This window comes from Streptomyces sp. NPDC026522 (assembly GCF_055567555.1).
Map to the genome: position 1 here is coordinate 901,946 of NZ_JBVHQF010000001.1, position 26,760 is coordinate 928,705.

The following is a 26,760-nucleotide window of genomic DNA, read 5'->3' on the forward strand; positions in this document are numbered from 1 at the left end:
CGGTGATCATAGGGGGGCGCCGGCCCACCGGGCCCCGCGCGCACCACCGATCCGGGAGGCCGTGTGTCAGCAGAATCCAGCGCCGCAGAGTCCAGTTACGCGTACGGGGTGCACGAGGTGCCGCTGCTCGGCGACACGATCGGCGAGAACCTGGACCGCACCGCGCGCCGGTTCCCCGAGCGGGACGCCCTGGTCGACCTGCCCTCCGGGCGCCGCTGGACGTACGCGGAGCTGGTGGCGGACGTCGACGCGCTCGCGCTCGGCCTGCTGGACCTCGGCATCGCCAAGGGCGACCGGGTCGGCATCTGGGCGCCGAACCGGCCCGAATGGACGCTGGTGCAGTACGCCACCGCCAAGATCGGGGCGGTCCTCGTCACGGTGAACCCGGCCTACCGTTCCCACGAGCTGGAGTACGTACTGCGGCAGTCCGGGATCCGGCTGCTGGTGGCCGCCGACCGGTTCAAGACCTCCGACTACGCGGCCATGATCGAGGAGGTGCGGCCGCGCTGCCCGGAGCTGGAGTTCGTGGTCCTGCTGGAAGGCGGCGCCTGGACCTCGCTGCTGGAGCGCGGCCGGCAGGGCGACCCGGCCGTACTGGCCGGCGCGCAGGCCGCGCTGAGCCCGGACGACCCCGTCAACATCCAGTACACCTCGGGCACGACCGGCTTCCCCAAGGGCGCGACGCTGTCCCACCACAACATCCTGAACAACGGGTTCTTCGTGGGGGAGCTGTGCCACTACACCGAGCAGGACCGGGTCTGCGTCCCGGTCCCCTTCTACCACTGCTTCGGCATGGTGATGGGGGCACTGGCCTGTACGAGTCACGGGGCGGCGCTCGTCATCCCGGCGCCGTCGTTCGAGCCGGCGGCCACCCTGGCCGCCGTGGAAGCCGAGTCCTGCACCTCGCTGTACGGCGTGCCGACGATGTTCATCGCCGAGCTCGCCGACCCGGACTTCGCCTCGTACGACCTCTCCAGCCTGCGGACCGGCATCATGGCGGGCTCGCCCTGCCCGGTCGAGGTGATGAAGGAGGTCATCGACCGGATGGGCATGACGGAGGTCTCCATCTGCTACGGCATGACGGAGACCTCACCGGTGTCGACCCAGACCCGCGCGGACGACTCCGTCGCACGCCGGGTGTCGACCGTGGGCCGCGTCGGTCCGCACCTGGAGGTCAAGATCGTCGACCCGGCCTCCGGGCGGACCGTGCCGCGCGGCGAACCGGGCGAACTGTGCACCCGGGGCTACTCCGTCATGCTCGGCTACTGGGGCGAGCCCGAGCGGACCGCCGAAGCCGTCGACGCGGCCCGCTGGATGCACACCGGGGACCTCGCCGTCATGGACGACGACGGCTACCTGAGCATCACCGGCCGGATCAAGGACATGGTGATCCGAGGCGGTGAGAACGTCTACCCGCGCGAGATCGAGGAGTTCCTCCACGGGCACCCGGACGTGCTCGACGTCCAGGTGATCGGCGTCCCCGACGCCAAGTACGGGGAGGAACTGATGGCCTGGATCAGGATGCGCGAGGGCGCCGAGCCGCTGACCGCGGAAACCGTCCGCGCGTACTGTGCCGGCCGCCTCGCCCACTTCAAGATCCCGCGCTACGTCCACGTCGTGGACGAGTTCCCGATGACCGTCACCGGAAAGATCCGCAAGGTCGAGATGCGCGAGACGGCCCAGCGCCTCCTCGGCACCGGCTGAGGTCAGCGGCACCGGCTGAGGGTCAGCGCGCCGCCTTGGCGCCCTTGTCCAGGACCGTGTTGCCCGTCGGCGTGCCGTCGCTCCCGGAGAGGGTGACGTCGTGCCGGACGCCGTCGGGACCGAGGACCACGGCCTCCCACGCGCTCGCGCCGCCCTGCTCCACCACCACGCGCAGGGACTCCACCTTGCCGCCCGACACGGCTCCCGCCGCCTTGTCCACGGCCTGCGCGGCCGGCAGCGCGGGGAGCTGCGCGGGGGCCGCCGCCTTCGCACCTGCGCCGCCGGAGAACTCGCGGCCCGGCCGGAACCGGCCGGACGCGCCGTCCTCGCCGCCCTGGCGGCCGAAGGCGCGGGGGCCGCCGTCCTCCCGGCCGTCCTCCCGGCCGCCCTTCGGACCGTGGCCGCGGCCGTGCTCCCCGGCGGAGTCCGAGTGGCCCTCGTGCGCCTCGTGGCGGTGTTCCGCCACGGCGACGGCCGCCGCGGCGGCGCCGCCGCCGACCAGCACCACCAGCCCGAGGGCCACCCACCGTGTGCGGCCCTGGCGCGTCAGCCGGACGAGCCGGCCCCGACGGCCGGCCGCGGGCACCGCTTTCGTCTCGCCGGCGTCCGCCGGGTGCTCGGGAGGCTGGGGAGTGGACTGGGTCATCTGATCGCTCCTCGCGTACTCCGGGCGCTCCGCCCGGCAGGGCAGATCGTGCGCCGCGCTTCCTGAAGCTGCGCTGAAGCGAGCTGAAGACCCCTTCAGCAAGCCCGCCGGGCGACCTGCGAACCTTGACCCCATGCGCGTACTGGTGGTCGAGGACGAGCGGCGGCTGGCCGCCGCCCTGCAGCGGGGGCTGGGAGCCGAGGGCTTCTCGGTGGACGTCGCCCACGACGGCACGCAGGGCCTGTGGCTCGCGGCGGAGCACGACTACGACGCCATCGTGCTGGACATCATGCTGCCGGGCCTCAACGGCTACCGGGTCTGCGCCCGGCTGCGCGCGGCGGGCTGCGAGTCGGGCATCTTGATGCTCACCGCGAAGGACGGCGAGTACGACGAGGCCGAAGCCCTGGACACCGGCGCGGACGACTTCCTGTCCAAACCCTTCTCCTACGTCGTCCTCGTGGCCCGGCTGCGTGCGCTGATCCGGCGCACCGGCCGCCGCAGCCCGCAGGTCATGACGTTCGGGGACCTGGTGGTCGACCCGGCGGCGCAGCGGTGCACCCGCGGCGGGGCCGAAGCCCGCCTCACCTCGCGGGAGTTCGCCGTGCTGGAGTACCTGGCCCGGCGGGCCGGGGAGGTGGTGCCCAAGCGCGAGATCCTGGAGAACGTGTGGGACGCCGCCTACGACGGTGACCTGAACGTGGTCGAGGTCCACGTCAGCGCCCTGCGCCGGAAGATCGACGCGCCCTTCGGACGGGCCGCCGTGGAGACGGTGCGCGGCGCCGGTTACCGGCTGGCGGCCGACGGTGGCTGAGCCGACGCCCCGGCCCGGGGCACGGCCGGTCGCGCGGCCGGTCGAGCGGCTGGGCGCACGGCTGGGCGCACGGGCCCGTGCGCTACGCGGACTCCTCGCCGGCGCTCCACGGGCCCGTGCGGTACGCGGACTCCTCGCCGGCGGTCTGCGGCCGCGTTCGGTACGCGCCCGGGCGACGCTCGGGGCGTCCGCCGTGGTCGCCCTGGCCCTCGGGGCGATCTCCTTCGCCTTGCTCGGGCTGCTCCACGGCAACCTGCTGCGCAGCGCCCAGGCCGACGCCGAGCGGCAGGCCGTGGCCACCGCCGGGCTGGCGGCGGGGGGCCGGCTCGATCCCGTACTGGCCGCCGGGCGCGGCACGGACTTCCTCCAGGTCGTGGACGCCCAGGGCCGGGTGCTCGCGGCGAGCCCCAACCTCGCCGGCCGGCCCGCCGTCTCCGGGGCGCGCCCCGGCAGCCCCGGGACGGTCCGGGGCACCTGGCAGGGCGGCCCGGTCCGGGAGGAGCACCGCCAGCGCGTCGTACAGGTCACCACCGCCACCGCGTCGGGGCTGGTCACCGTCTACGCGGGCACGTCGCTGCGGCAGGCCGACGCCGCCGGGGACATGATCACCGCCGCGCTGGCGGTCATGGCGCCGTTGCTCGTCCTGACCGTCGCCCTCGTCACCTGGCGCGTGACGGGCTGGGCGCTGCGGCCCGTCGAGGCGATCCGCGCGGAGGTCGCGGAGATCAGTGAGCGCGACCTGCACCGCCGGGTGCCCGTGCCGCCGAGCCAGGACGAGGTGGCCCGGCTCGCGGTGACGGTGAACGCCACCCTGGACCGGCTCGAAGCCGCCGGGATCCGGCAGCGGCAGTTCATCGCGGACGCGTCGCACGAACTGCGCAGCCCCATCACGGTGCTCCGTACCCAGTTGGAGGTCGCGCAGGCGCACCCCGACCCGGCCCTGTGGGGCGAGCTGGTCAGCGGCGCGCTGGAGGACACGGTCCGGCTGCAGGACCTCGCGGCGGACCTGCTCCTGCTGGCCCGGCTGGACACCGCCGAACCGGCTCCGGCCGCCGCGGTCGACCTCACCGGAGTCGCCCGGGAGGCGGCGCGCCCGCGCCGGGACGACCGCGTCCCGGTCGAGGCGGTCCTCGCGCCCGACGTGACGGTGCGCGGCAGCACGCTGTGGCTGTCCCGGCTGGTGACGAACCTGCTCGACAACGCGCAGCGCCATGCCGCCGGGCGGGTCTCGCTGGCCCTGCGGGTGGACGAGGAACGGGACGTGGTCGTGCTGGAGGTGTGCGACGACGGGCCGGGCATCGCGGAGGCGGACCGGGAGCGGGTCTTCGAACGGTTCACCCGGCTCGATGACGCCCGCAGCCGGGACGCGGGCGGCTCCGGCCTGGGCCTGGCCATAGCCCGCGACATCGCCACCAGCCTGGGCGGCTCCCTCGCGGCCCACGCCGCCCCCACCGGAGGGGCCCGCCTGGTGGCGACCCTGCCGAGGACGCCCTAGCGGCGGCGGGCGGCGCCGTTGACGGGGAGGGCGTCGGTGATCAGGCGGACGCCGCGGGCCAGGCGGGCGAGCTGGTCGAGTTCGACCGCGTACATCCGGATGGTGTTCTCGATGACGGACTCGGCGACGCCCAGCGCGGGCAGTTCGGCCCGGCAGGTCTCCAGGGCCACCCGTACGGCGCGTATCTCGTGCTGGAGGTGCAGGCGCGCGTGCCGGGTGAGGAGGACGGGGTGGCGGTTGAACGTCGAGTAGCCGGCGTAGCGGGCCGGCAGCAGGTCGCGCAGCCAACGGATGGCGGTGCGTTCCCAGTCGTGACTTCCGGGGGCCTTGACCTGGCAGGGCCAGTCCGGGCTGAGGGTGGCAGAGGCCGTCTGGGGCATTCTCGTCGCTTCCGAGTGGTGTCGAACTCTGATCGAGAGGGGTGGGCGGCCTCGACCCAGGGGTTGATCGAGGCCGCCACGGCGGTCGACGGGATCCGAAAGCCCGGATCGGGTACCCGGAAGCGGGCGTGAGGAGGAGGCGCTCGCTGCTGGGTGCTCGCTCGGGAGGGCGTGGGGTCGCTCTCCCTGGCATCTGGTGGATTCCGGCCGCGCCTCAGTAAACATATATACCGTCGAGTAAGCAAGCGTATGAAAAAATTCATACGTCTCTCACGTGAACGCATCCATCCGGAAAGGGAGGGGCGGCTTCCGCTCTAGAGGAAGAAATCGTGCAGGTCAGCGGCCTGCTCATAGCCTTCGAGGCGGGCCTGCGTCCGCTCCGGGTCCGCGTCCGCCATGGCCTGCAGCAGGGCCGCCGACAGCACCCCGGGTGCCGCGTAGGAGTCGAAAACCAGCCGCGAACCGGTGCCGGCGGTGAGCACCACGTCCGCCTCTTCCACCAGCGGGCCCAGCGTCGGATCGGTGATCAGCGCGACGCGCAGGCCGGCGCTGCGGGCCGTCCGCACCGCGGCGAGGGTCTCCTTCGCGTGCCGCGGCATCGCGAAGGCCAGCACCCAGCTGCCGCCCGCCGCCCGGGCCTGGAGCAGCGCGTCGTAGGCGACGCTGCCCCCGCCCGTCACCAGGCGTACGTCGGGGTGGATGCGCCGGGCCGCGTAGGCGAAGTACTCCGCGAGGGAGACGGAGATGCGCAGGCCGAGCACGGTGAGGGGGACCGACCGGGCCAGGTCCCGGCCGATGTCGAGGATCTGGTCGGTGTCGGCCAGCAGCCGGCGCACGTTCTCCAGGTTCTCGATCTCCGCGTCCACCGCCGCCTGGAGCTCGTTGTGGCGGAGCTGCTCCCGGCTCTCCTGATGGCCCGCCACGGCGTTCAGCGCGATCGGCTGCAACACCTCGCGCAGGGCGGGATAGCCGCTGAAACCCAGCGCCGCCGCGAACCGGGTCACGGACGGCTGACTCACCCCGGCCCGTTCCGCGAGCTCGGTGATCGAGAGGAACGCGGCCTCGGTGAGGTGGTCGATCAGGTACTGGGCGATGCGCCGCTGGCCGGGGGACAGCGGATGCCCGTCGAACAGCGCCCGAACCCGGTCGGCGGGGGCGCGCTCGTGCTCCGCGGCCTGCCCGCCCGGGGTGATGGCGGCCGCCTGAGCGCGTTCCTGCTGACCCGATGACACCGACGGGCCTCCTTCTCATCACTCGTGATCAAACATAGCTCACCGCTGAGTCACGAGGTCAGACGGTACAGACGCAGGGCCAGCTGGAGCTCCAGCGCCGCGGCCGGGGCGTTCCAGTCGTCGCCGAGCAGCCGGCGGATCCGGTCCAGCCGCTGCACCACCGTGTTGACGTGCACGTGCAGGGCCTCCCTCGCCTTCGACAGGCTCGCGCCGTGGGCGAAGTAGGCGTCCAGCGTACGGACGAGATCGGTGCCGCGCTGGGCGTCGTACGCGATGACGGGGCCCAGCACCCGGTCGACGTAACCGCTCACATCGGCGCGGTCGCCGAGCAGCACGCCGAGGAATCCGAGGTCGGCGACGCCCGCGCCCCGGCCCGGCTGCCCGAGGGTGTGCAGGGCCTCGACGCACCGCAGGGCCTCCGCGTACACGGCGGGCAGCGCGTCCGGGCGGTCCGCCGGGCCGGCGGCGCCCACCGTCACCGGGGCGCCGAGGGCGAGTCCCAGCTCGGCGGCCAGCGACCGGGCGAGGTCGCCGGGACGGTCGGCCGGGACCACCATCACGACGAGCCCCTGGTGCACGCCCGACAGGCCGTGGGCGGCGCGTGCCCGGCGGGCCGTCTCCGACGCCAGCCGGGCCCGTACCCCCGGCTCGCACCGGAGCGCCAGCACCGCGTGCGGCCGGGTCAGGTCCAGGCCCAGCCTGCGGGCCCGGATCCGCCGGCTCGCCCCGTCGTGGACCCGCCCCGCCCCCTCCGGGGTGAGCAGGTCGGTCAGCAGTTCGCCGCGCACCCGGTCCTCGGCCTCCGCTATGGAGCGCCGCAGCAGCAACAGGAGGGCCGTCACCAGGCCCGCCCGCTCGAACAGGCGCCGTTCGGAGTCGGTGAGTCCGGGCCGGCCGGTCAGGGCGACGCTGCCGAGGAGTTCGGGACCCGCCATGACCGCCCAGACGAAGACCCCCTCCACGGCGACGGCGCGGCCGCCCGTACGGGAGTCCGTCACCCCCTGGACCGGCGGGGCGAGGGGGCCCGCGCCGACCCGGGCCAGTTCGGTGCCGTCGGCGTCGTGGACCACGATGCCGCCGCCGAGCAGGGCGGCGACGTCCCGCGCGAGATCACCCACGTCGCCGCCGCGCAGCACGAGTTCGGTGAGCCGGTCGTGCGTCTCGGTGGCCAGGCGCATCGCCTCGCTGTGGGCGCGGACCGTCTCGTTGGCCCCGTTGAGCTCGACCAGCGCGGCCCGGGTCTCCTCCAGCAACCGGGCCCCGTCAATGGCGACCGCGGCGTGGTCGGCGAGCGAGGACAGCAGCGCGACCGCGTCGGGCGCGAAGGCCCGGACCGCGCGGTCGGCCGCGTAGAGCACGCCGATCACCCGCGTCCCCACCCGGAGCGGGACGCCCAGGATGCCCCGCAGCCCCTCCTCCCCGACACCGCGGTCGATGGCCGCGGTGTGCTTGAACCGGCCGTCCGACCCGTAGTCGCTGGTGGCGTAGGGGCGGGCCGTCTGCGCGACGAGGCCGCCGAGCCCCTCGCCCATGCCGAGGCGCAACTGCTGGAACGCGGCGGAGACCGAACCGTCCGTGACGCGCATGAACGTATCGCCCGCGGCCGGGTCGTTGAGGGTGAGGTAGGCGACGTCAGTACCCAGCAGGGTCCTAGCCCGCCGGACGATCGCCCGCAGTACGGCGTCCAGGTCGCGCAGCGCCGCCAGGTCGCCGGCCGTGTCGAACAGGGCGGTCAACTCCGCCTCCCGGCGCCGGTGCTGACCCAGGGTCCGGCTGATGTCGAGGGCGACGCGCGTGGCGTCCTCGACGAAGGCGAGGTCCGCCGGGGCGGCGCCGCCGGTCCGGACCTCCGCTGCGGCCGCCGCGAACCGCTCGGCCGGCGCGCCCTCGGCCAGCAGGTCGAGCAGCGTGCGGAGCGCGGCCGCCACCGGGTGGCCGGCGGGCGGGCGGGGGCTGGAGGCATCGTTCACGCGGCCCATGCTGACAGCCCTCCCGGCGGCCCTTCCCGGCAGGCCTCCGCTGCGGGTGGCCTGCCGGTCGCTGCGGTCGGACGGCGGCTGCTCCGCGCTCAGGCCGCGTCGGACGGCTGCCCCGCCCGGGCGGCGCCGGCCCGCTGCCCCGGGACGGCCGGGCCGTGGCCGACCGCCGCCAGGTTCCGGCCGCGGGTCTCCTTCGCGAACGCCACCGTGAGGGTGGTGATCACGGCCGCGCCGCAGAGGTAGACCGAAACCGGGAGGGCGGAGCCGTAGTCCTTGAGCAGCTCGACGGCGATGATCGGAGCCAGCGCCCCGGCGACGATCGAGGCGAGCTGGGAGCCCATCGAGGCACCGGAGTAGCGGACCTTGGTGTCGAACATCTCGGAGATGAAGGCCGCCTGCGGCCCGTACATCGCCCCGTGCAGCAGCAGACCGACGGTGACCGACACCGTGACGACCGCGAACGAGCGCGAGTCGACCAGCGCGAAGAAGGCGAACGCCCAGATCGCCATGCCCACCGAGCCGATCAGCGTCACCGGCCGGCGGCCGATCCGGTCCGACAGCGCGCCCCAGGCCGGGATGGTGACGAAGTGCAGGGCCGAGCCGATCAGTACGGCGTTCAGCGCGGTGCTCTTGGGCAGCCCGAGGTGGGTGGTGACGTAGACGAGGAGGAAGGAGGTCAGGACGTAGTACGAGATGTTCTCGCCGAACCGGGTACCGATGGCCGTCAGCACCTCGCGCCAGCTCCTGCGGAACACCTCGACCACCGGCGCCTTCGCCCTGCCCGCCTGCTCCGTGCCCGTCCCCTCCTCCTGCCGGGCCCGCGCCTGCGCGGCGAGGAAGACGGGGGACTCCGAGACGGAGATCCGGATCCACAGCCCCGCGGCCACCAGGACGCCGGACAGCAGGAACGGGACGCGCCAGCCCCAGGCGAGGAAGGCCTCCTCGGACTGGACGGACGCCAGCAGCGCCAGTACCCCGGTGGCGAGCATGTTCCCGCCGGGCGCGCCCGACTGCGGCCACGACGCCCAGAACCCCCGGTGCTCCGCACCCCCGTGCTCGGAGACGATCAGCACGGCGCCGCCCCACTCGCCGCCCAGCGCGAACCCCTGCACCAGCCGCAGCACGGTCAGCAGCACCGGCGCGCCGACGCCGATGTCCGCGTACGTCGGCAGCAGCCCCATCGCGAAGGTGGCACCGCCCATCATCAACAGGCTGAGCACCAGCAGCTTCTTGCGCCCCAGCTTGTCCCCGAAGTGCCCGAAGACCACCCCGCCGAGCGGGCGGGCCAGGAAGCCGATGGCGTAGGTGAGGAAGGCGATCAGGGTCCCGGTCAGCGGGTCGGCGGTCGGGAAGAACAGCTTGTTGAACACCAGGGCGGCGGCGCTGCCGTACAGGAAGAAGTCGTACCACTCGATGGTGGTCCCGATGAGACTCGCCGCGACGATCCTGCGTATGCCTGACGGGCTCGTTCTGCTCGCTGCGGGGGAGACCATGTGCACCACTTCCAGGGGATCTGCGGGGACGTCGGGTGTCGCCACAACGTAGAAGTCCCCAGGTCAGCGGCATATGTGGCGGGCCATCACATTCGCAGGCCCGGTTGTGTGCCGCATCACCACACGACCGCGGCTGACTCATTCTCGCCCCCGGCGGAAACCCTCCGCATAGCGGATCTCGGCGCCGAGCGACCGTGTATCCGCGTCCTGCGCCGGGCTTCTTGAGACAGATTGGCCCTCCACGCGGACCTGGAGGCCCTGTTCATCCGGGACGATCTGCGGGAGACGGCATAGGGCACAGGGCAGCGACCACCTGGCCACGCCCTGGTGGCTCCCGGTTCTCCCGGGGCCGGCCATCGCCGCCACGGTCCTCGCCCTGCACCACGACGTCGTTTCAAATGGCGGCAGCACTTGTTGACGGAGGGGTGGGCGTGAGCTGTGCTGGGCTCCTGGTACAACCGGCGCATGACATACAGGTTTACAGCCCGTGCGGTGGCTGCCGAGGTCGACGTTGATGGCGAGATGCAGGCTGGCGTGGCGGAGGAGGACGAGGGCTTCTTCCTGCTGTTCACGAGCACTATCGGTGAGCCGTCCGCACAGGACATCTCGCTCGGGCTCGACACGTACTGCGTGATGACCCCAGACCAGTGCACGGCCTATGGCTGTGTCCGCGAGGTGGCTCTGACAGGCAACCTGCTCACGGTGTCGCTGGACCCCGGCTGTCTGGATGACTTGGAGTTGGAGGACGCGGAGATCGAGGCGGTGCTCGACGTGCCGGCCGAGGGCATTGACGAGATGCGCGAGGTACTTGCGAAGGTGCTGGCCTTCGGACGCGAGGAAGCCCGGCCTCGGCTCACTGGTTTCTCAGTTTGATCGGCCTCCCGAGGCGGCGGTATCCGACGAGCAGGCCACAGCGAAGGGCGGACTGGATCCACTGCAGGCCTCCGCTGCTGAAGAGGGCGTCGCCGCCCCTGCCGCGTCACCGGCACTGACCGGCAGCCCGGTCGGGACGGCCCGCCGACGGGTCTCCCGGCGGCCCCTGCTCGCCGGAGGGAGGTCTCGCGGTGCTGGCCGGCGGCGGGACCGTCACCGCCGGGGCGCTCCGCAGCGACGGCGGGACAACCGCTGCCGCTGTCATTCCCTTCCACGGCCCCCACCAGGCAGGGATCCTGACGCCCCGCCAGCAGGATGTCCGGGTGGCAGCCTTCGACTTCGGCACCCGTACCGACGAGGACGCGCCGCCGCGTTGCTCCTGCGCTGGACGTCCGCCGCGGAACACCTGGCCCGGGGCGAGGCCGTGCCCCCCGAGCTGGAGCCGCCCGGCTCCCGGGCCGCCGAGACCGGGGCGCTGGAGGGCAGCGCCCCGGCCAGGCTCACGGTGACCTTCGGGCTCGGCCCGAACTTCTTCGACCGCACCGGCCTGACGGCTGCCCGCCCCGAGGCCCTCGCTCCGCTGCCGGCCTTCCCCGAGGACGAGCTGGACCCCGCCCGCAGCGACGGCGACCTCCTCGTGCAGATCGGCGCCGACGACGCCTTCGTCACCGCACACGTACTGCGGAACCTCCAACGCCTGGCTCGTGGCGAGGCCAAACTCCGCTGGACCATGACCGGTTTCACGGCCGCCGACGGCCGCCGCAACCTGATGGGGCAGATCGACGGCACGAACAACCCCGAGCCCACCCGCGCCCTGCTGCACGGGCCGGACGTCCCGCCGTGGCTGGCCGGCGGCTCGTACGTGGTGATCCGGCGCATCCGCATGCTCCTGGACCACTGGGACACCCTGCCGCCCACCCACCGCGAACAGGCCCTGGGTCGGCGCGCCGCCGACGGCGCCCCGCTGACAGGCGGCACCGACACATCCGTCGACCTCGCGGCTGCGCGGTCCGACGGCGTCCCGGTGATCGCCACCAACGCGCACATCCGGCTGGCCGCCCCCGACTCCAACAACGGCGCCAGGATGGTGCGGCGCAGTTGGTCGTACCACGACGGCCTGCGCGCGGACGGTACTCCGGATGCCGGCTTGCTGTTCATGGCCTGGCAGCCCGATCCGCGAACCGGGTTCATCCCCGTCCAGCAACGGCTCTCCCGCGGCGACGCCCTCGCCCGCTACCTGGTCCACGAGACGTCCGCGTTGTTCGCCGTACCGAGCGGCATCCGCCCCGGAGCGTACGCCGCCCAGGCACTCCTGGAAGGCTGATGCCCGCGCCCGAACCGATCAGGATTCAGAGGGTGACCAGGGTGATTTCGGGGGCCTTGATGCTGCACCACACCCGGGCGCCATCGGCGATGGCCAGCTCGGCGGCCGCCTGCGCAGTGATCTCGGCGACCACGCCGGCGGCGACTGTAGACGTGATCAGGACGCGGAGACGGCTGCCGGCCGTAGTGACCTCGCGGACGGTGCCCGACCAGACGCTGCGTGGGCTGCCGGTGGGTTGGTCGCGGTGTAGGGAGACGGCCTCTGGGGCGACGATGGCAAGGGCCTCGGAGCCCTCCGGTTCAGGATCGGCGACCACCACGGACCCGCTTGTGGCGAGCTTGAGCCCGTCCGCGGTGGTGGTGCCCGGCCATGCGTTGCTGCCCAGCATCCGCGCCACCCAGGGTGATCGCGGATTGCGGGTGACCTCCGTCGGCGGTGCGTCCTGCAGAGCGCGGCCGTGCGCCAGTACGAGGACACGGTCGGCCAGCGACACGGCCTCGACCGGGTCGTGCGACGATCAGGCAGACCCCGCCGAAGGAGGCCAGGTGGGTGCGCAGGGTGTGACGGACCCGGGCCCGGGGCGTCTGGTCCAGCGCGGCCAGGGGTTCGTCCAGGAGCAGCAGGCGCGGCTCGGCGGCCAACGCCCGGGCCAGGGCGACCCGCTGGGCTTGGCCGCCTGACAGCTGCGCGGGCTTGCGGCCGGCGAGGTGGCCGACGCCGAGCCGGTGGAGCCACACCTTCGCCCGTCCGCGTGCCTCCTCACGTGACACGCCCTGGGCGCGCAGCCCATAGGCGGTGTTGGACAGCGCCGTCAGGTGCGGGAACGGCGCGCCGTCCTGCGGCACCCACGCCACCCCGCGGCGGTGCGGCGGCATCGCCGTCACGTCGTCGTCACCGAGCTGGAGTTCGGCGTGGGCGCGTGGAGTGAGGCCGAGGAGGGCGCGCAGCAGGGTGGTTTTTCCGGCCCCGTTCTCACCGACCAAGGCGATGGTGGTGCCCGGCTCGGCGTCCAGGGTGAGCTGGGTGAAGCCGGTGACGTCGGCGTGCAGGGCCCAACGGCCGACCGGGGCGGGTAGGGCGTGTGTGTCCGGCTCGGGAGCGTCGGCGATCGGATCGTCGGTGGGCGCCGTGTAGTGGGCCTCAGGCACGGAGTGGCCGGAGGTCCAGCGGCCGCGGAGCGCGACCAGTACCGCCATGGCGACGACGAGCAGCGGCAGGGAGAGGGATGTCGCGGCCCCGGGGGAGTCCTGGAGCAGCAGGTAGACCTGGAGCGGCAGGGTTTGCGTGACGCCGGGCAGGTTACCGGCGAAGGTGATGGTCGCACCGAATTCGCCAAGCGCCCGCGCCCAGGTGAGGGCGGCTCCGGCGATCAGACCTGGCACGACCATCGGGACGGTGACGGTCAGGAAGACCCTCAGCGGGGAGGCGCCGAGCGAGGCGGCCGTCTCCTCGAAGCCGGGCCGTAGTCCGCCGAGCGCGTCCTCGAGGCTGATGACGAGGAACGGCATCGCCACGAAGGTGGCGGCGACGACGGCCCCTGAGGTGTGGAGGGGCAGGGGATGCCGAAGACGTCGTCGAGGAAGGGGCCCAGCAGGCCTCGCCGGCCGAACCCGAGCAGCAGGGCGACACCACCCGCGGTCGGCGACGAGCGAGAGCTTCAGCGCCTCCACCGAACCGGGGGTGGTCAGGTGCGCGCCGAGCTCGCTCCACTGGGTGCGGACGAGGATCCCTACCAGCGGGATCATCGGGAAGGAGATCCCGAGGAGGGCGGGAAGGGCCAGTACGAACGGCGGACGGGGCCGAGGGGTACGGCGTGTCATCACGTGACCCGGCCTCCGGGCGGCGACGGGGCGACGGACGCGCGGGTTGCCGGAAAGAGCCCGGTATCGACGAGCCACGCGCTCCCTCCTGCATCGCGGTCAGGGCTGCTGGAACCCCGCCTGCTGAAGGATCTTCTGCGCCTCCGGGGAGGAGAGCCACGTGACGAAGGCGTCCGCGGCAGCGGCGTTCTTCGTGGCCTTCAGCGTTGCAGCCGGATAAGAGGCGACGGCGTTCTGGTCGGCCGGGATGTCGACCGCGTCCACCTTTCCCTTGGCCGCGGCCGCGTCCGTCTTGTAGACGAGCCCGGCGTCCGCCTCGCCCAGTTCGACCTTGGACAGCACGGCTCGCACGTTCGGCTCCTGCGAGACGGGCTTCACGGTGATCCCCTGCTTGGCGAGGATCTGCTGGCTGTAGCGGCCGGCGGGCACCTCGGGAGCGGCCAGAACCACCTTCAGCTTGGGATCGGCGAGGTCCTTCAAGGAGCCGATCTTGTGAGGGTTGCCCGGCGCGGTGGCGATGACGAGCCGGTTCTTCGCGATCACCGTGGGGTCGCCGGTCTCCCCTTTGAGGCCGTCCATGGTCTTGGTGTCCGCCGTGACCAGGGCGTCGGCTGGGGCGCCCTGCTTGACCTGGGCGGCGAGCTCCTGGGACCCGGCGAACGAGAAGTTCACCTTCGTGCCCGGGTGCGCCTTCTGGTAGGCCGCGCCGGCGGTCTTGAACACGTCGGTGAGGGAGGACGCGGCGAGCACGGTCAGGTTCGCTGCGGGCACCTGCCCAGACCCGCTAGCCGACGGCGTGGCGGAGGCGTCGCCTCCGCTGTCACCGCAGGCGGTCAGAAGGGGGACGAGCAGGGCGCCAGCGAGGAGGCCGACGGCTCGGCGTCGGGCGGTGAGGAGCGAAATCATGGCGAGAAATCTTCTCCGGTTCAGCTGTTTCGGTGATCGGGCAATTGCGGTGTGAGTCCGGCTGGTCGGCGCCGTATTTGCAGCAACTGAAGCACTGAAAGTGCCGCATCTGCATTTCGACGCTCCCTGTGGCCGGCGAGGCCATCCTTTCCCAGACAGGCCGAAAGCCCCAGGTCAGATGGGTCTTGTGCGCGAGAATCGAGGGGTTCCGACGTGCTCGAATACGCCAGGTGGTGGCGGCCATTCGGTTGGTGAACGAGATACCGCCACGCGGAGCGTGATTCCTCATCCGGTAGTGTCGAACATGACGCAAGTCACAGAAGTGCTTGCCGGTTCGTTTCCGAGTTTGTGAGGCGTGTTTCGATGAGCCTGTCCATCCGCAACCAGATCGCCGGCACCGTCACCGCTGTCACCACGGGTGAGGCCATGGCCTCGGTGAAGGTCCGCCTCGCCGGTGGCCAGGACATCACCGCCGCGGTCACCACCGACGCGGTCAAGGATCTGGGCCTGGCAGAGGGCTCCGCCGTCAAGGCGCTCGTGAAATCCACCGAGGTCGCCCTGGCGACCGGCCCTGTTGAGGGCATCTCCATCCGCAACCAGCTCGCGGGCACCGTCACCGACGTCGCGACCGGTGGCGCCATGGGCTCGGTCAAGGTGTCCGTCGAGGGTGGCGAGCTGACCGCCGCGATCACCAAGGATGCCGTCGAGGCCCTCGGCCTGGCCTCCGGCACCTCCGTCGTCGCCCTGATCAAGGCGACCGAGGTCTCCCTCGCCTCCGCCTGATCCTTCGTGCACCACCACGAAGGCCGCGCACCGTGAACGGTGCGCGGCCTTTGGCATGCCGGGCGGCGGGCTCACAGCTACGGAACGCGGTGCGTGAACGGATGGGAGCGCCGAAGCAACCCTCTCGGCGGAGCTTTGAAACGACCCGGGGCGAGAGTCGTGCCCATGTCTGCCGTGTCCGTCACTGCCCCGTCCATCTCAGGCCCTGATCGCGACTTCGCTCCTGGTGAGCCACATGGCAACGCCTCCGTGCCCTGGGCGCAGGCCCGCCTCCTCGCACACCGTGCTCCGAGACCCTTGAGTCCTCGCACCGTGCCTCTGGCTGCCGCCCCAGGGCTCACCTTGGCCCAGCAGCTCACCGCCCTGCAGCCACTCCCGTCCTTCGACACGGCCGCGATGGACGGCTATGCGGTGGCCGGCTCCGGCCCGTGGCGGCTCCGAGGGGTCGTGCGAGCTGGCGCGACCTGGCTGGGTGGGCTGGGGGCGGGGGAGTGTGTGGAGATCCCGACCGGGGCGCAGGTCCCGGCTGGCGCATGTGCCGTGCTGCCGCTGGAATCGGCGGTGCCCGTGGACGGCAACCGTGTCGACGGTCCCACGCCGCCACCGGACAGGCACATCCGGCGCATCGGCGAAGACGCCCCGGCGGGAAGCGCCCCCGCCCCGGCGGGTACACGGATCGGCCCGGCATTGCTCGGACTCGCAGCATCCTGCGGCCATGACTCGCTGACGGTCCGGCCGCGTCCCCGGACCGGCGTACGGATCACGGGCGACGAGCTGGATCACACGGGCCGGGCCGGCTCGGGGCGGGTCCGCGACGTACTTGGGCCGCTCCTCCGGGCCCTCGTCGTCCAGCTCGGCGGCGAGACCTGCCAACTGCGGCACGTGCCCGACCAGCCAACGGGGTGGTTGGCCCGGGCCGTTCACGCGATGCAGGACGCCGACGTCGTACTGGTCACGGGCTCCACGTCCCTTGGTGTCACGGACCAGCTGCGCCGCCTGCTCGACGAAGCAGGAGCGCGGCTGATCGTCGACATGGCCGCCTGCCGCCCCGGCCACCCGATGCTGTTGGCTCAACTCACGGCGGACCGGTGGGTGGTGGGGCTTCCCGGCAACCCGTACGCGGCACTCGTCGCCGCGCACACGCTGCTCGGCCCACTGATCGCCGCCCCGTCCGGGCGGGTCCTCCCGAAACTCCCGCGGGTATCCGTAACGGGGCGGGTGCGGCGGGCCGCTGCCGGACTGACCCGCCTCGTACCCGTCACCTGGGACGGCGACGCAGCCCGCGTCGCTGACGGACAGCGCGCCGCGTTCCTAGGCGGGGCAGCCGTGGGCGACGCGCTCGCGGCGCTCCGGGCCGACTGGAGCGACGGCGGGCCGGCGCCACTGGTCCTCACGCGGAGCTGACCGTTGCGGACCTCACACCAGATCGAGGAGCGCCTTGTGCGAGCCGCCGAAGCCCGCGTGCTCGTCGACCAGGTGGACCTCCAGCAGCCAGTGAGCTTTCCACCCGCCCGATGTCGTACGGCGCAGCGGCCGGTCGTTGCAAGGCTCGATGTACGCGTCGGCCTGCGCGCCCGTCGGGTTCGCGGCCGGCGCTTCGCCCACCAAGTGCCCGGCGTGCCATCCGCCAAGTGTCCAACCGGACTTGGCGGCGAGGGCCTGGAGACGGGCGTACAGCTGCCGACCGGTGATCCGGGGTTCCGCGTGGAACGCCTCGCGCCCTGCGGCGAAGATCTTCGGCAGGTCCTCGCGGAGTCGCAGCCTGCTCGGCTCGTCGCCGAGGACGACGGTGCGGGTGAAGTCCGTCCCGTGGCCGCCGAGGAGCGGACCGAAGTGGGTCGTGACCGTGTCGTCGGCACAGATGACGCGGTCGTCGGGAGGTTCCTCGCCGGACGGGAGCACGGCGTGCGGGCCGGAGCGGACGATCCGCCCGGGCCACCGCACGCGCGTGCCCCACAGCTCCCTCGCCAGGTCCCCGATCCGGTCGGTCAACTCGAACTCGCTGCGGCCGGCCGTTATCAGCTCGCGCCGGGCGACCTCGGCAAACAGGGCCAGGGCTGTCCGCTGCCCCTCCACCAGGCCCAGGGCCCGGAGTCGTTCGTCCATCCGGTCGGGAATCGCCATCGTGCCTTGTCTCTTTCTCGCGCTGCTGCGCTCAGGGGGTCGCGCGCACAATGACGAGCGAGCCCTCGTACGTGGGTTGACGACGCAGGTGGCCGAACTCCGCGTCCCAAGCCCCGGATCCCAGGTCGTGGCGCAGGTCCTTGTCGAAGCGCTCGCGGACCTGGTCGTCGACGAAGCTCCAGGCCGAGCACGCCTGGCGGGCGGCCGGGTCGAGCAGCATCTCGGGGCGGCCGTAGTAGGCCTCGTTGAACCCGTCGGTGCAGTGGAGCGGGATGGGCACGGTCTGCACGGCTCCGGTCCCGCCCAGGGCTGACGCCAGCTCCTCCACGGTCGGGTAGCGGCGGGCTTCGGTGTCCAGCACCTCAGGGGCGTACCGGTAGAGCCAGAAGTCGCGCACCAGGGACGGGTCGCAGGTGAGGATGACCACAGGGCCGCGGGTCACGCGCCGCATCTCGCCCAGACCTGCCCGCACGTCGGACCACTGGTGCACGCTGAACAGCGTCATCGCCACGTCGAACTCCCCGTCCTCGAAGGGGAGGTCCTCGGCGACGGCGTCGATCGCGCCGGGAAGCTGTGCCGGCCGCTGGGCGCGCATCGCCTCGGAGGGCTCGACGGCGGTCACCGTGCGCGCCGCGTTCTCGTACGACCCGGCGCCCGCACCGACGTTGAGGACCGTTCGGGCGCCGCCCAAGGCCTCGGCGATGAACCGGGCGATGTGCTCGTCCGGTCGGCGGTATGAGGCGTAGCCGCCGCCGATCGTGCCGTAGTCGACGTCACCGGCGCTGCCGTCCTGGGTACGTGTCGTCATGGGGGTTACCTCGCCTTGTGAGCAGGGATGGTGGATGGGCCGAGGCTCACGACCAGAGTCGGAAACGTTCCCAGCCTTTCGGGGTCCGCTCGTAGCGCAGCCTGGTATGGACGCGGCTCTTCGCTGCCTGCCAGAACTCCACTTCCATCGGCGACAGGGTGTAGAGCGTCCAGGCGGAGTCGACGAGCGACGGTTCCTTCTCGACCATCGCCAGCGCCTTCTCCAGGGCCTGGTCACGCTCAGCCGTGTACGACAGGTACTGGCTCTGGCGGCCCAGCAGGGCCTCGGCGCGTGCGGTGGTCGACCGGGCGAGGAAGTCTTCTGCGTTGTCCTGCGCGGACCCGGGCGTCACCGGCCCGCGCAAGCGGACCTGACGGCCGTGCTCGGGCCAGTAGAAGGTCAGCGCGGCCCGCGGGTGCACGGCCAGCTGGTGCCCCTTGGGGCTGAAACCGTGCCCGGCGAACTGCCAGCCGGTACCGTCCACGCCCTTGAGGATCAGCACACGTGCGTCGGGGTCGCCGGCCTCGTCGACAGTGGCCAGGGTCATGGCGTGCGGATCGCGCAACCCATCCGCCACCGCATCGGACAGCCAGGACAGGAACAGGCGCACCGGGTCCTCCGGGGCCTGCTCGGGCGCGAACTCGGGAAGCGGCCCTGCGAAGACCTCGATGCCCCGAAGCCAGTTGCGGAGCCCATTGCCCTGGTCTTGGTCGCTCACCTGCCGCCTCCTCCATCGGACACCTTCGAGCCTTATCCTGCATCTGCGGTGAATATTCGACAATCACCTGGCAAATGCTTGTCGAAACCCCCAAATGATGCATCGTGTGCGCAGGAGATGCTGGACGTAGCGACAACCCGTGCAGCGTCCGCCCTGCGGAACCGGGCCGGATACCGCCACGAGGAAGGGCGGCTCTGGTGACAGAGGCAGGGCGCGTCGCGGGGCTGGTCGCCGCCCCAGGCGGAAGTCGAGGCGCAGGGGCTGGTAGCACCAGGCAGGGGCGAACGTGAGGTCGCACTGGAGGTAGCAGCGCGCTCTCGTCGTCTTTCAGTGGTTGATTCGCCAGAACCTGCGGCCTGTGGGCCACCAGACTTGGGTGCCCGTCCAGAGGGAGCGCATGCGCGGTCGCAGCCGTGGCCGCGCTCTGGTGAGACCGAACGTCGACCTCCCCGGCGCCTTGGCGGCCGCGGGGCGGCCGGCTCACCCGAAGAAGGGCTGCTCGCTGCCCATCGGACGGTCAGGTGCGGCCGACCGGGAAGTGGGGCCGCTGGATTTCCTCCGGGTGGGCCGTGTGCCGCACGGCCTCCTCGTGGGCGATGGTGCCTGCCGCGACGAGGGCGTTGATGCTGGTTTCGAGGGTCTGCATGCCTTCACGGTTGCCGGTCGCGATCATGTTGCGGATCTGGCGGGTCTTGCCCTCGCGGATCAGATTGCGGATCGCCGAGGTGCCCACCAGCACCTCGAAGGCGGCCACCCGGCCGCCGCCGATCCGGGGGATGAGCGTCTGGTTGAGGATGCCGACCAGGGTGTGCGCCAACTGTAGCCGGATCTGTGGCTGTTGCTCGGCCGGGAACACGTCGACGATGCGGTCCAGCGTCTGCGACGTGTCGTTGGTGTGCAGGGTGGCGAACACCAGGTGCCCGGTCTCGGCGATGGTCAGGGCCGCGGAGATGCTCTCCGGGTCGCGCATCTCGCCGAGGAGCAGGACGTCAGGGTCCTCGCGCAGGGCCGAGCGCAGCGCGGCGGGGAACGAGTCGGTGTCGGTGCCGACCTCGCGCTGGTTGACCGCCGAGCGCTTGTGCCGGTGCAGGTACTCGATCGGGTCTTCGATGGTGAGGATGTGCACCGACCGGTGCGTGTTGACGTAGTCGAGGAGCGCTGCCAGGCTCGTCGACTTCCCCGACCCGGTCGGCCCGGTGACCAGCACGAACCCGCGCGGCATGCCCGCCCACCCAGTGACGATAGGGGGGAGCCCGAGCTGTTCGGACGACGGCACGTCGAACGGGATGATCCGCAGCGCCAGCGCTGACGCGCCGCGCTGCACGAAGGCGTTCCCGCGCAACCTGGCCTTCTCCCCCCAGCTGAACGCGAAATCGACCTGCTTCTCCCGGCGGAACCGTTCCGTGAGTTCCTCGCCCAGCACCCCGGTCACCAGCCGATCGACCTCCGGTTCGCTCAGCGCGGCCCCCTCGACCGGTCGCAGGGCGCCGTCGACGCGGAGGAACGGCGCCGATCGGGCGGTGAGCAGCAGATCGCTGCCGCCCCGCTCCCACAGTTCACCGAGCAGGTGGTCGATGATCACGGAACTCGGCCCGGACATGGTGGTCTCCAAGGTGGTGTACTTGCTCATGGCAGGACCGTCCACTGCTTGACGGTGCTGGCGTGGCCGTCGAAGGACACGGCGGCCTCGACGAGCGGGCCGGACAGCAGGTCGATCCGGGTGCCGCCGAGGTGCTCGGTCGCGCCGCCGTTCCCGGCGGTGACGGTGTAGGTGACGGTCAGCCCGGTCAACTGGGAGGCGTTGGTCAGGCCACACGGTGCCAGGTCGACATGGTCGGTCACCGGGGCGCTCGAGCCGAGATGGGCCGGCACGTCCAGTGAGTTGACGCCGGTGCAGGTGCTGCCGGTGAAGTCCACCGACATCTTCACCGATTCCACGTCGCCGTCCTCGTGGTGCGCCACCTGGAGGACGGCGTGGTCGAGCGGTGCGGTCGTGGCCGGTGCCGGCCGGGCGTAGCGGCCGAACGTGAGGGACGCCCGGCCACCGCCGGGGACGGTGGCGTCCGTGACGTCGACGGGCGCGCCGGAAGCCGTGGGCGTGAACCCGGTGATCGCGGTGACCGACGCCGGTTTCGCGATCACGGCCGGATAGGTCGTGAACAGCACCGGCTCCGGTGGGATTCCGATCACCGGGCGGAGGTATCCGGTGGCCGGGCTGATGCCGAGACCGATGGTCCGGGCGATGATGCCACGGGTGACGACCTGCGAGCTGACCTGGCTCATCGACAGGTCGACGGCAGCGGTCGGCGCGTAGACGGTGCCGTTGATCACCAGGCGGCTGTGATGGGTGCCGGTGTCGGCCTCGTCGGTCGACTGGAGCACCGCGCAACGGCTGCCCGCGGTGAGACAGCCGGACAGGGCCCTGATGGACGGGGCTCGGAACACGATGCCGAGCTCGACGCCGTCGAGCTGGACGGTGGCTTCGGTACCGCCCGTGCCCAGCCTCGCCGCGTAGTCGACAGCGAGCTTGGACAACTGGTCGGCCTTCGTGACCCCGCAGGCGCCGAGGTCGACCACGTCGACACCGAGTGCGCCTTTATGGGCGGTCAGGGCGTGGTTCGCGTCGCAGGCGGTACCGGTGCCGGATACGGTCAGCGCGGCCGTGGGTGGCCCCGTCGGCCCGGGTGGCTCCGCCGGCGAGGGCGGTGCCGGGGTGGTGTCGTCGTCCTGGTGCGATACGCGCAGCACGACCTTGTCGATCACCGCGCCCGCCGGCAGGGGCAGCATCGCGAACGCGCCGAGCCGGATCGACGCCGACGGGGTGGCCGTGGAGAGCCTCGCGGTCGAGGTGGTGGTGTCGAGCGCTTGCGCGTTCTTCGGGTCGAGGAACGCCGCGGCGGTGGGCGTCGCGGTGCTGATCGCCTGGGTGGGCCGTACCGCGATCGCGGGTCGGTGGGCCAGTTCCAGGCTGACTCCGTCGAGCTGAGCGGTGGCGGTGGCGCTGCCGGCGCCGAGGGTGGCGGTGTAGGTCACGACCAGGCCGGCCAGCTGGGCGGGGTCGGTGACCCCGCAGGTGGCGACCAGATCCAGGGTGTCGGTGGCCAGGGCGCCCTGGTGTGTGGCGAGCTTCTGCGGGGTGGTGCAGGAGCGGGGTATGCCGGGCCCGGTCAGAGTGAGCGCGACCGTCGGCGGCGTGCCTCCGGCCACCCCGGGATCGTCGCGATGCGCGACGTGCAGCAGGGCCCCGTCCAGGACCGAGCCGGGCGCCACCGCAGGGGTGTCGTAACCGCCGAGGTTGATGGTGGCGGTCGGCGTGGTCACCCGGTCGAGTGTGGCGTGGGCCGTGTTGGCGCCGTCGATCGCCTGGGCGTTGGTCGCGCGGATGAACGTCGTCGACGACGCGCTCGTCGCCGGCCGGGGCGGCGGCGGCGGGTCGTAGACGATTTCGAGCCACATGCCATCCAGGGAATCGGCGCCTGCCGTGCCACCCGCGTTCAGACCGGCGGCGTAGCTCGCGGTCAGGCCGGTCAGCCGTGCGGGATCGGTGATGCCGCATGCCTTCAGATCGACGCGGTCGTCGCCCAGACCGGCCCGCGCGGTGAGCAGCAGGTTGGTACAACTGCCACCGCCGCCCGAGGGGGTGACGCTGATCCTGGGCGCCGCCGCGTCACCGGTCTCCTGATGGGCAACCCGCAGCACGGCAGAGTGGATCGTCGACCCCGGCGGCAAGGGCGGCTGGCCGTACCCGGCCAGGGTGATCGACGCGGACGGGGCCGCCTTGGTCAGATCGGCGCCGGCCACCAGCGGTGTCGGCTGCTCGCCGATCTCCAGGGCGTTGCCGGGATCGGTGCCGGTAGCGATGAACCCGGTCGATGCGGCCACGGCGGTCGGCTTGAACGTGGCCGGCGTGCGGTAGGCGACCTCCAGCCAGATTCCGTCCAGGCGTTCCGTGGCGGTGGTGCCGCCGGTGTCCAGGGTGGCGGCGTAGGTCACTGTCAGGCCGGTGAGCCGAGTCGGGTCGGTGAGCCCGCACGCGCCCAGCAGGTCGATCGGGGGATCCTCGGCGAGCGCCGTGTGCCGGGGCAGGTCGTCGGTGCGGCAGGGGTCTGCGCCGACGGCGGTGGTGACCTTCACCGCGCCGGGGGCGGTCAGGCCACCGTCGTCCTCGTGCCTGACACGCAGCGTCGCGCCGGTGATGACCGAGCCGGGCGGCACCCGCGGGGTGAAGCCGGCGAGCTGCATCGAGGCCGACCGACGATTCGTCGGGTCGAGGACGGCGTCGGCCGTGCAGCCCGCGCTGCCCGTCGGCTGCGAACACCCGGGCAGGGTGGCCCTTTCGCCACTGGCCAGGGCATGGCCCGGGTTGACGAAGCCGGCGTTCGTGACCACCGCTGTCGGCTTCAGCGTGTGTGACGGCTTCGGCGACTGGACCCCGTACACCGCCACCTGCTGCGCGTCCGGGGCCACCGGGGCGCACAGTTCCACGTGTCCACGGTCGACCCGGAACTGGCTGCCGCCGCCCATCATGACCTCGACGCCTTCGGGCCGCGTCGTGGCGCAACCGCCCGGGGCGGGGACGTTCGGGCGGGTGGTGGCCCCGGGGTCCCAGCCCGCCTGCGTGCCGCCGACCACGCTGACCGTGGGGTCGGCTACCGTCCAGACCGCGGAGCCGCCGGTGAAGGTGAAGTCGAAGTAGTAGAGACCCGGCTGTAGCCACACGACGACGCCCGGGCAATCGCCACCGGTGAGGCGGGTGAGGGCGCTGGCGTCGTCGTAGTAGCCGGGCTGCAACCGCACCAGCCAGGAACCGGGGGCGGGGCACGCGGGCACCGTCCGCCGGACGGGGACGGCCGTGGCGGGAGGCGTGTAGTCCGGGTCGGCGCCCACGACCTTGTCGGCGGGAGCCGGCGGGGTGTCATTGGCGCAGTCGTGCACGTACTGCGCCTGGGTCGGGGGCAGCTGGCTCTGTGACACGGCACGGGAGCAGTCGCCGACGGCCGACACGTCGCCCGACACCACCATCGAGGCGCCGGGGCCGGTGTTGACGTTCGAATGGGAGAACACGCTTCCTTGCACCCGCAGGCCCGGCGTGGTCACGTTGATGCCGTCCTCCGCCGTCTGTCCCAGGCTGCGCAGCGCGTCCTGCGGTTGGGTCGCGCGCGTGATTACGGGAGACGCGTTGAGGGGGTCGCAGTGGACGATCATCTGCCGGCCGTTGATCGGGGGGGCGGTGTAAGGGGCGCACGGGTTGCCCTGCGAGAAGTTCTTGATCGCGAGCTGCGTGGCACCATCCGCGCTGTAGTCCCGCTTGCCCTGGTCGACGTACACACTCGCGGCTTTCAGTCCCGTGGCGGCGAAGGACAGGACCGACACGGCGACCAGGCTGAAGACGACGACGAAGGCCAGCGCGAGGATCAGGGTCGCGCCCTGTTCGTCGTCGCGCAGGCGGCGCGGATCCAGGCGGCCGGTCATGATGAACTCGATCGTCGGACGGCGGTGAGGGCCGTCGGGGGCGCGGCGGGGTCGCTCTGCACGGTCAGCGTTACCTCCATGGGCGTAGTGCACGAGCTCTCGGCACCGCAGCTCAGAGTCACCGGATGGGTCGGTGCGGCGTTGTCGAAGCGGCCCAGCAACGTGGTGACGACGCCTCCGTCCGTGCACTTCACCCGGTTCAGGGCACCGGTCGGTTGGTCGTAGCTGTAGACGATGTCGGTGCCGGGCCGGCTCAGGTGGACGATCACGTCGGCAACGCCGCATGCGGGGCCGGTCGTGACCCCGTCCGCGCTCTGCACGTCGCCGTAGAAGTAGCGGTTGAGGGTGCCCACCGCGCTGGTGGCGGCCACTCGCTTTTCGGTGTGCGCCGTGAACTGCAGTCCGAGGATGATCGCGGTGGGCAGCAGTGTCGCGATGATGCCCACGATGACGATCGTGACCAGCAACTCGGTCAGGGTGAATCCCGACTCCGAGCGATCGGTCGGCCGTTGGGTCGTCATGACAGCATCGACTCCCGCTTGACCACTTCGAGTCTCGCGTCCTTGACGGGGTGCGGGCTGGTCGAGTGCACGGTGAGCGTCACCCTCTGCACTCCGGTATCGGCCGTCAGGCAGGCATGGCCGAACGCACCCACCCCGTCCCAGTACTCCATCTCGATGGTCACGGTGTACCCGGCCGGTGGCCTCGGAGTCTCGTAGCCACGGGCGCAGGACACGTACGGGGCGCTGACGACCTGCTCGGCGGCGCTGCGGACGACCGAGTCGGCGCTGGTCACCTTCTGCTGCGTGACCGAGCTGATGATCGCGGTGCCCATGCCCCCGAGGATGGCCACGAAGGCAACGCCGATGAGCACCACGGCGACGAGAACCTCGACCAGGGTCTCGCCCTCTTCGCCGCGGCGGTGCCGCGTGCGGTGTACCGGGCCGGTCACTGGACTTCGACCTGGTTGTAGACGCCGTAGATCGCAGAGATGAGGGCGACGGCCACGAACCCCACGACGACCCCGACCATGATCACCACGGTCGGCTCGAACAGGCTGGTCAGCCGCTTGAGTTTGTGCTGCAGTTCCTTCTCGTAGAATTCCGACACGTTCTCGAGCTGGTCGTCGAGGGTCCCGGTCTCTTCCCCCACGCGCATCATCTGGGTGACCGCCCCGGGGAACAGCTTGGTACGGGCGATCGGCCCGGAGATGCCGCCGCCTTCGAGCATCTCCGTCCGGGCCGTCCCGATGGCCCGCTCGAACACCAGGTTGTTGGTGCCCGAGCCGGCCAGGCTGAGCGCCTCCGGGATGGGCACGCCGGCTTTGATCATCGAGGTCAGGATGCGGCAGAACCGTTCGATGACCATGTAGCGGACCACGTCGCCGACCACCGGCAGCGCCAGCAGGAACCGGTCGCGCAGTACCCGTCCCCGCTCGGTCCGCAAACCGGCGATCAGAGCCGCGACGAGCGCGACGAGCACGCCGACGATGACCGGGTACCAGGCTGTGACGAAGTCGGTGAAGCCCAGCAGGATCCGGGTCGGCAGCGGCAGTTGCGCGTTGAAGGACTCGAAGAACAGCTTGAAACGGGGCAGCACGAAAATGACGAGGACGAGGACGACGGCGACGGCCAGGACCATCACCAGGCTCGGATAGGTCAGGGAGGAGCGGATGCTGCGCCGGGCCTCGACGTCGCGCTCGATGTAGCGGCCCAACTGGGCGATCACCACGTCGAGTTCACCGGTCGCCTCCGCCGAGCGCAGGACGGAGACGTAGAACGGCGGGAGTGCCTTGGTGTGGACGGCCATGGCGGCGGCGAAGCTCTCGCCGAATCGCAGCGAGTCCATGACGTCGACGAGCACCTTGCCCAGCTTCTTGTCCTTGGTTTCGGCGCGGATGATCTCCAGGGCGTCCAGGATGGGCACTCCGGCCTTGATGAAGGCGGCCATCTGGCGGGAGAAGTTGCTCAGCTCGACCAGGTCGATCTTTTCCGCGGTGAGTTCGAGCTGCAGCAGGTTGCGGCCCGCGGACTTGACCGACTGCACGTCGTAGCCCTGCCGGGTCAGGCTGTCGGTCACGCCCTCGACACTGGAGCCCGTGAGTACACCGGTGGCCCGCTTCCCGTCCGTGCCGACCGCGACGTACTTGAAGGTGGCCATGCCGATGCCCTTCCTGGTTTCCGGTGTCAGAG

Annotated in this window: 21 protein-coding genes and 1 pseudogene; 7 read left to right on the plus strand and 15 right to left on the minus strand. The window is 71.8% G+C overall.

The genetic code is table 11. The annotated features are described in order from the left end of the window. The first annotated feature begins 63 nt into the window (after positions 1 to 63). Positions 64 to 1,704: an AMP-binding protein gene (locus ACZ4M3_RS03955; protein WP_467729904.1), complete on the plus strand. Its 1,641-nt coding sequence runs from the start codon at positions 64 to 66 to the stop codon at positions 1,702 to 1,704. A gap of 22 nt (positions 1,705 to 1,726) precedes the next feature. Here the strand turns inward: ACZ4M3_RS03955 and ACZ4M3_RS03960 are convergent, their stop codons facing one another. Continuing rightward, on the minus strand, positions 1,727 to 2,350 hold the full coding sequence (locus tag ACZ4M3_RS03960) for a hypothetical protein (protein ID WP_467729906.1): 624 nt from the start codon (positions 2,348 to 2,350) through the stop codon (positions 1,727 to 1,729). A 133-nt stretch (positions 2,351 to 2,483) separates the two neighbouring features. Here ACZ4M3_RS03960 and ACZ4M3_RS03965 point away from each other — a divergent pair, with 133 nt between their 5' ends. Then, positions 2,484 to 3,161 (plus strand): response regulator transcription factor, encoded by a 678-nt coding sequence (locus tag ACZ4M3_RS03965; RefSeq protein WP_453354782.1) that lies wholly within the window; start codon positions 2,484 to 2,486, stop codon positions 3,159 to 3,161. Further along, on the plus strand, positions 3,154 to 4,656 hold the full coding sequence (locus tag ACZ4M3_RS03970; RefSeq protein WP_467729908.1) for a sensor histidine kinase: 1,503 nt from the start codon (positions 3,154 to 3,156) through the stop codon (positions 4,654 to 4,656). The genes ACZ4M3_RS03965 and ACZ4M3_RS03970 overlap by 8 nt, the downstream gene beginning before the upstream one ends. Here the strand turns inward: ACZ4M3_RS03970 and ACZ4M3_RS03975 are convergent. The 4 genes from ACZ4M3_RS03975 to ACZ4M3_RS03990 form a co-directional block, all read right to left on the minus strand. After that, on the minus strand, positions 4,653 to 5,036 hold the full coding sequence (locus ACZ4M3_RS03975; RefSeq protein WP_467729910.1) for a hypothetical protein: 384 nt from the start codon (positions 5,034 to 5,036) through the stop codon (positions 4,653 to 4,655). The genes ACZ4M3_RS03970 and ACZ4M3_RS03975 overlap by 4 nt on opposite strands. Before the next feature lie 314 nt (positions 5,037 to 5,350). Continuing rightward, positions 5,351 to 6,268 (minus strand): MurR/RpiR family transcriptional regulator, encoded by a 918-nt coding sequence (locus ACZ4M3_RS03980; RefSeq protein ID WP_467729912.1) that lies wholly within the window; start codon positions 6,266 to 6,268, stop codon positions 5,351 to 5,353. 50 nt (positions 6,269 to 6,318) lie between these two features. After that, positions 6,319 to 8,247 carry a helix-turn-helix domain-containing protein gene (locus tag ACZ4M3_RS03985; protein ID WP_467729914.1) on the minus strand — a complete coding sequence of 643 codons (1,929 nt, stop codon included), beginning with the start codon at positions 8,245 to 8,247 and terminating at the stop codon, positions 6,319 to 6,321. Positions 8,248 to 8,336: 89 nt separating this feature from the next. Beyond that, complete coding sequence (locus tag ACZ4M3_RS03990) at positions 8,337 to 9,740, minus strand: MFS transporter (protein ID WP_467730138.1); 1,404 nt, start codon at positions 9,738 to 9,740, stop codon at positions 8,337 to 8,339. Positions 9,741 to 10,205: 465 nt separating this feature from the next. On the opposite strand from ACZ4M3_RS03990, the gene ACZ4M3_RS03995 reads away from it, so the two are divergent. Both ACZ4M3_RS03995 and ACZ4M3_RS04000 read left to right on the plus strand, forming a co-directional pair. Beyond that, the gene (locus tag ACZ4M3_RS03995; RefSeq protein ID WP_467729916.1) at positions 10,206 to 10,613 is read left to right on the plus strand and encodes an Imm10 family immunity protein; all 408 of its coding nucleotides are present in this window, start codon (positions 10,206 to 10,208) and stop codon (positions 10,611 to 10,613) included. 373 nt (positions 10,614 to 10,986) lie between these two features. Then, a complete protein-coding gene (locus tag ACZ4M3_RS04000) occupies positions 10,987 to 11,937 on the plus strand; it encodes a Dyp-type peroxidase (RefSeq protein ID WP_467729918.1) in 951 nt (316 codons plus the stop codon). 25 nt (positions 11,938 to 11,962) lie between these two features. Here the strand turns inward: ACZ4M3_RS04000 and ACZ4M3_RS04005 are convergent. Together ACZ4M3_RS04005 and modA are read right to left on the minus strand one after the other, a co-directional pair. Continuing rightward, positions 11,963 to 13,757, minus strand: a pseudogene (locus ACZ4M3_RS04005) (ABC transporter ATP-binding protein/permease). A 99-nt stretch (positions 13,758 to 13,856) separates the two neighbouring features. After that, complete coding sequence (gene modA, locus ACZ4M3_RS04010; RefSeq protein ID WP_467729920.1) at positions 13,857 to 14,663, minus strand: molybdate ABC transporter substrate-binding protein; 807 nt, start codon at positions 14,661 to 14,663, stop codon at positions 13,857 to 13,859. A 363-nt stretch (positions 14,664 to 15,026) separates the two neighbouring features. On the opposite strand from modA, the gene ACZ4M3_RS04015 reads away from it, so the two are divergent. Together ACZ4M3_RS04015 and ACZ4M3_RS04020 are read left to right on the plus strand one after the other, a co-directional pair. Further along, positions 15,027 to 15,446: a TOBE domain-containing protein gene (locus ACZ4M3_RS04015; protein ID WP_467729922.1), complete on the plus strand. Its 420-nt coding sequence runs from the start codon at positions 15,027 to 15,029 to the stop codon at positions 15,444 to 15,446. Between the two features lie 165 nt (positions 15,447 to 15,611). After that, the gene (locus ACZ4M3_RS04020) at positions 15,612 to 16,850 is read left to right on the plus strand and encodes a molybdopterin molybdotransferase MoeA (protein WP_467729924.1); all 1,239 of its coding nucleotides are present in this window, start codon (positions 15,612 to 15,614) and stop codon (positions 16,848 to 16,850) included. Positions 16,851 to 16,862: 12 nt separating this feature from the next. Here the strand turns inward: ACZ4M3_RS04020 and ACZ4M3_RS04025 are convergent, their stop codons facing one another. The 8 genes from ACZ4M3_RS04025 to ACZ4M3_RS04060 all read right to left on the minus strand — a co-directional run bounded on the left by ACZ4M3_RS04025 (position 16,863) and on the right by ACZ4M3_RS04060 (position 26,728). Then, positions 16,863 to 17,570 carry a M24 family metallopeptidase gene (locus ACZ4M3_RS04025; protein WP_467729926.1) on the minus strand — a complete coding sequence of 236 codons (708 nt, stop codon included), beginning with the start codon at positions 17,568 to 17,570 and terminating at the stop codon, positions 16,863 to 16,865. A 31-nt stretch (positions 17,571 to 17,601) separates the two neighbouring features. After that, a complete protein-coding gene (locus ACZ4M3_RS04030; protein ID WP_467729928.1) occupies positions 17,602 to 18,378 on the minus strand; it encodes a class I SAM-dependent methyltransferase in 777 nt (258 codons plus the stop codon). 46 nt (positions 18,379 to 18,424) lie between these two features. Next, positions 18,425 to 19,096, minus strand: a complete 672-nt coding sequence (locus ACZ4M3_RS04035; RefSeq protein ID WP_467729930.1) for a pyridoxine/pyridoxamine 5'-phosphate oxidase — start codon at positions 19,094 to 19,096, stop codon at positions 18,425 to 18,427. Positions 19,097 to 19,613: 517 nt separating this feature from the next. Further along, positions 19,614 to 20,726 carry a type IV pilus twitching motility protein PilT gene (locus ACZ4M3_RS04040; protein WP_467729932.1) on the minus strand — a complete coding sequence of 371 codons (1,113 nt, stop codon included), beginning with the start codon at positions 20,724 to 20,726 and terminating at the stop codon, positions 19,614 to 19,616. Then, complete coding sequence (locus tag ACZ4M3_RS04045; RefSeq protein ID WP_467729933.1) at positions 20,723 to 24,568, minus strand: hypothetical protein; 3,846 nt, start codon at positions 24,566 to 24,568, stop codon at positions 20,723 to 20,725. The genes ACZ4M3_RS04040 and ACZ4M3_RS04045 overlap by 4 nt, the downstream gene beginning before the upstream one ends. Beyond that, complete coding sequence (locus ACZ4M3_RS04050) at positions 24,565 to 25,089, minus strand: type II secretion system protein (protein WP_467729934.1); 525 nt, start codon at positions 25,087 to 25,089, stop codon at positions 24,565 to 24,567. Before ACZ4M3_RS04050 ends, ACZ4M3_RS04045 begins: the two co-directional genes overlap by 4 nt. After that, on the minus strand, positions 25,086 to 25,520 hold the full coding sequence (locus tag ACZ4M3_RS04055) for a prepilin-type N-terminal cleavage/methylation domain-containing protein (protein WP_467729936.1): 435 nt from the start codon (positions 25,518 to 25,520) through the stop codon (positions 25,086 to 25,088). The genes ACZ4M3_RS04050 and ACZ4M3_RS04055 overlap by 4 nt, the downstream gene beginning before the upstream one ends. After that, positions 25,517 to 26,728, minus strand: coding sequence for a type II secretion system F family protein (locus ACZ4M3_RS04060; RefSeq protein ID WP_467729937.1), 1,212 nt, complete (start codon positions 26,726 to 26,728; stop codon positions 25,517 to 25,519). Before ACZ4M3_RS04060 ends, ACZ4M3_RS04055 begins: the two co-directional genes overlap by 4 nt. Positions 26,729 to 26,760 lie beyond the last annotated feature (32 nt).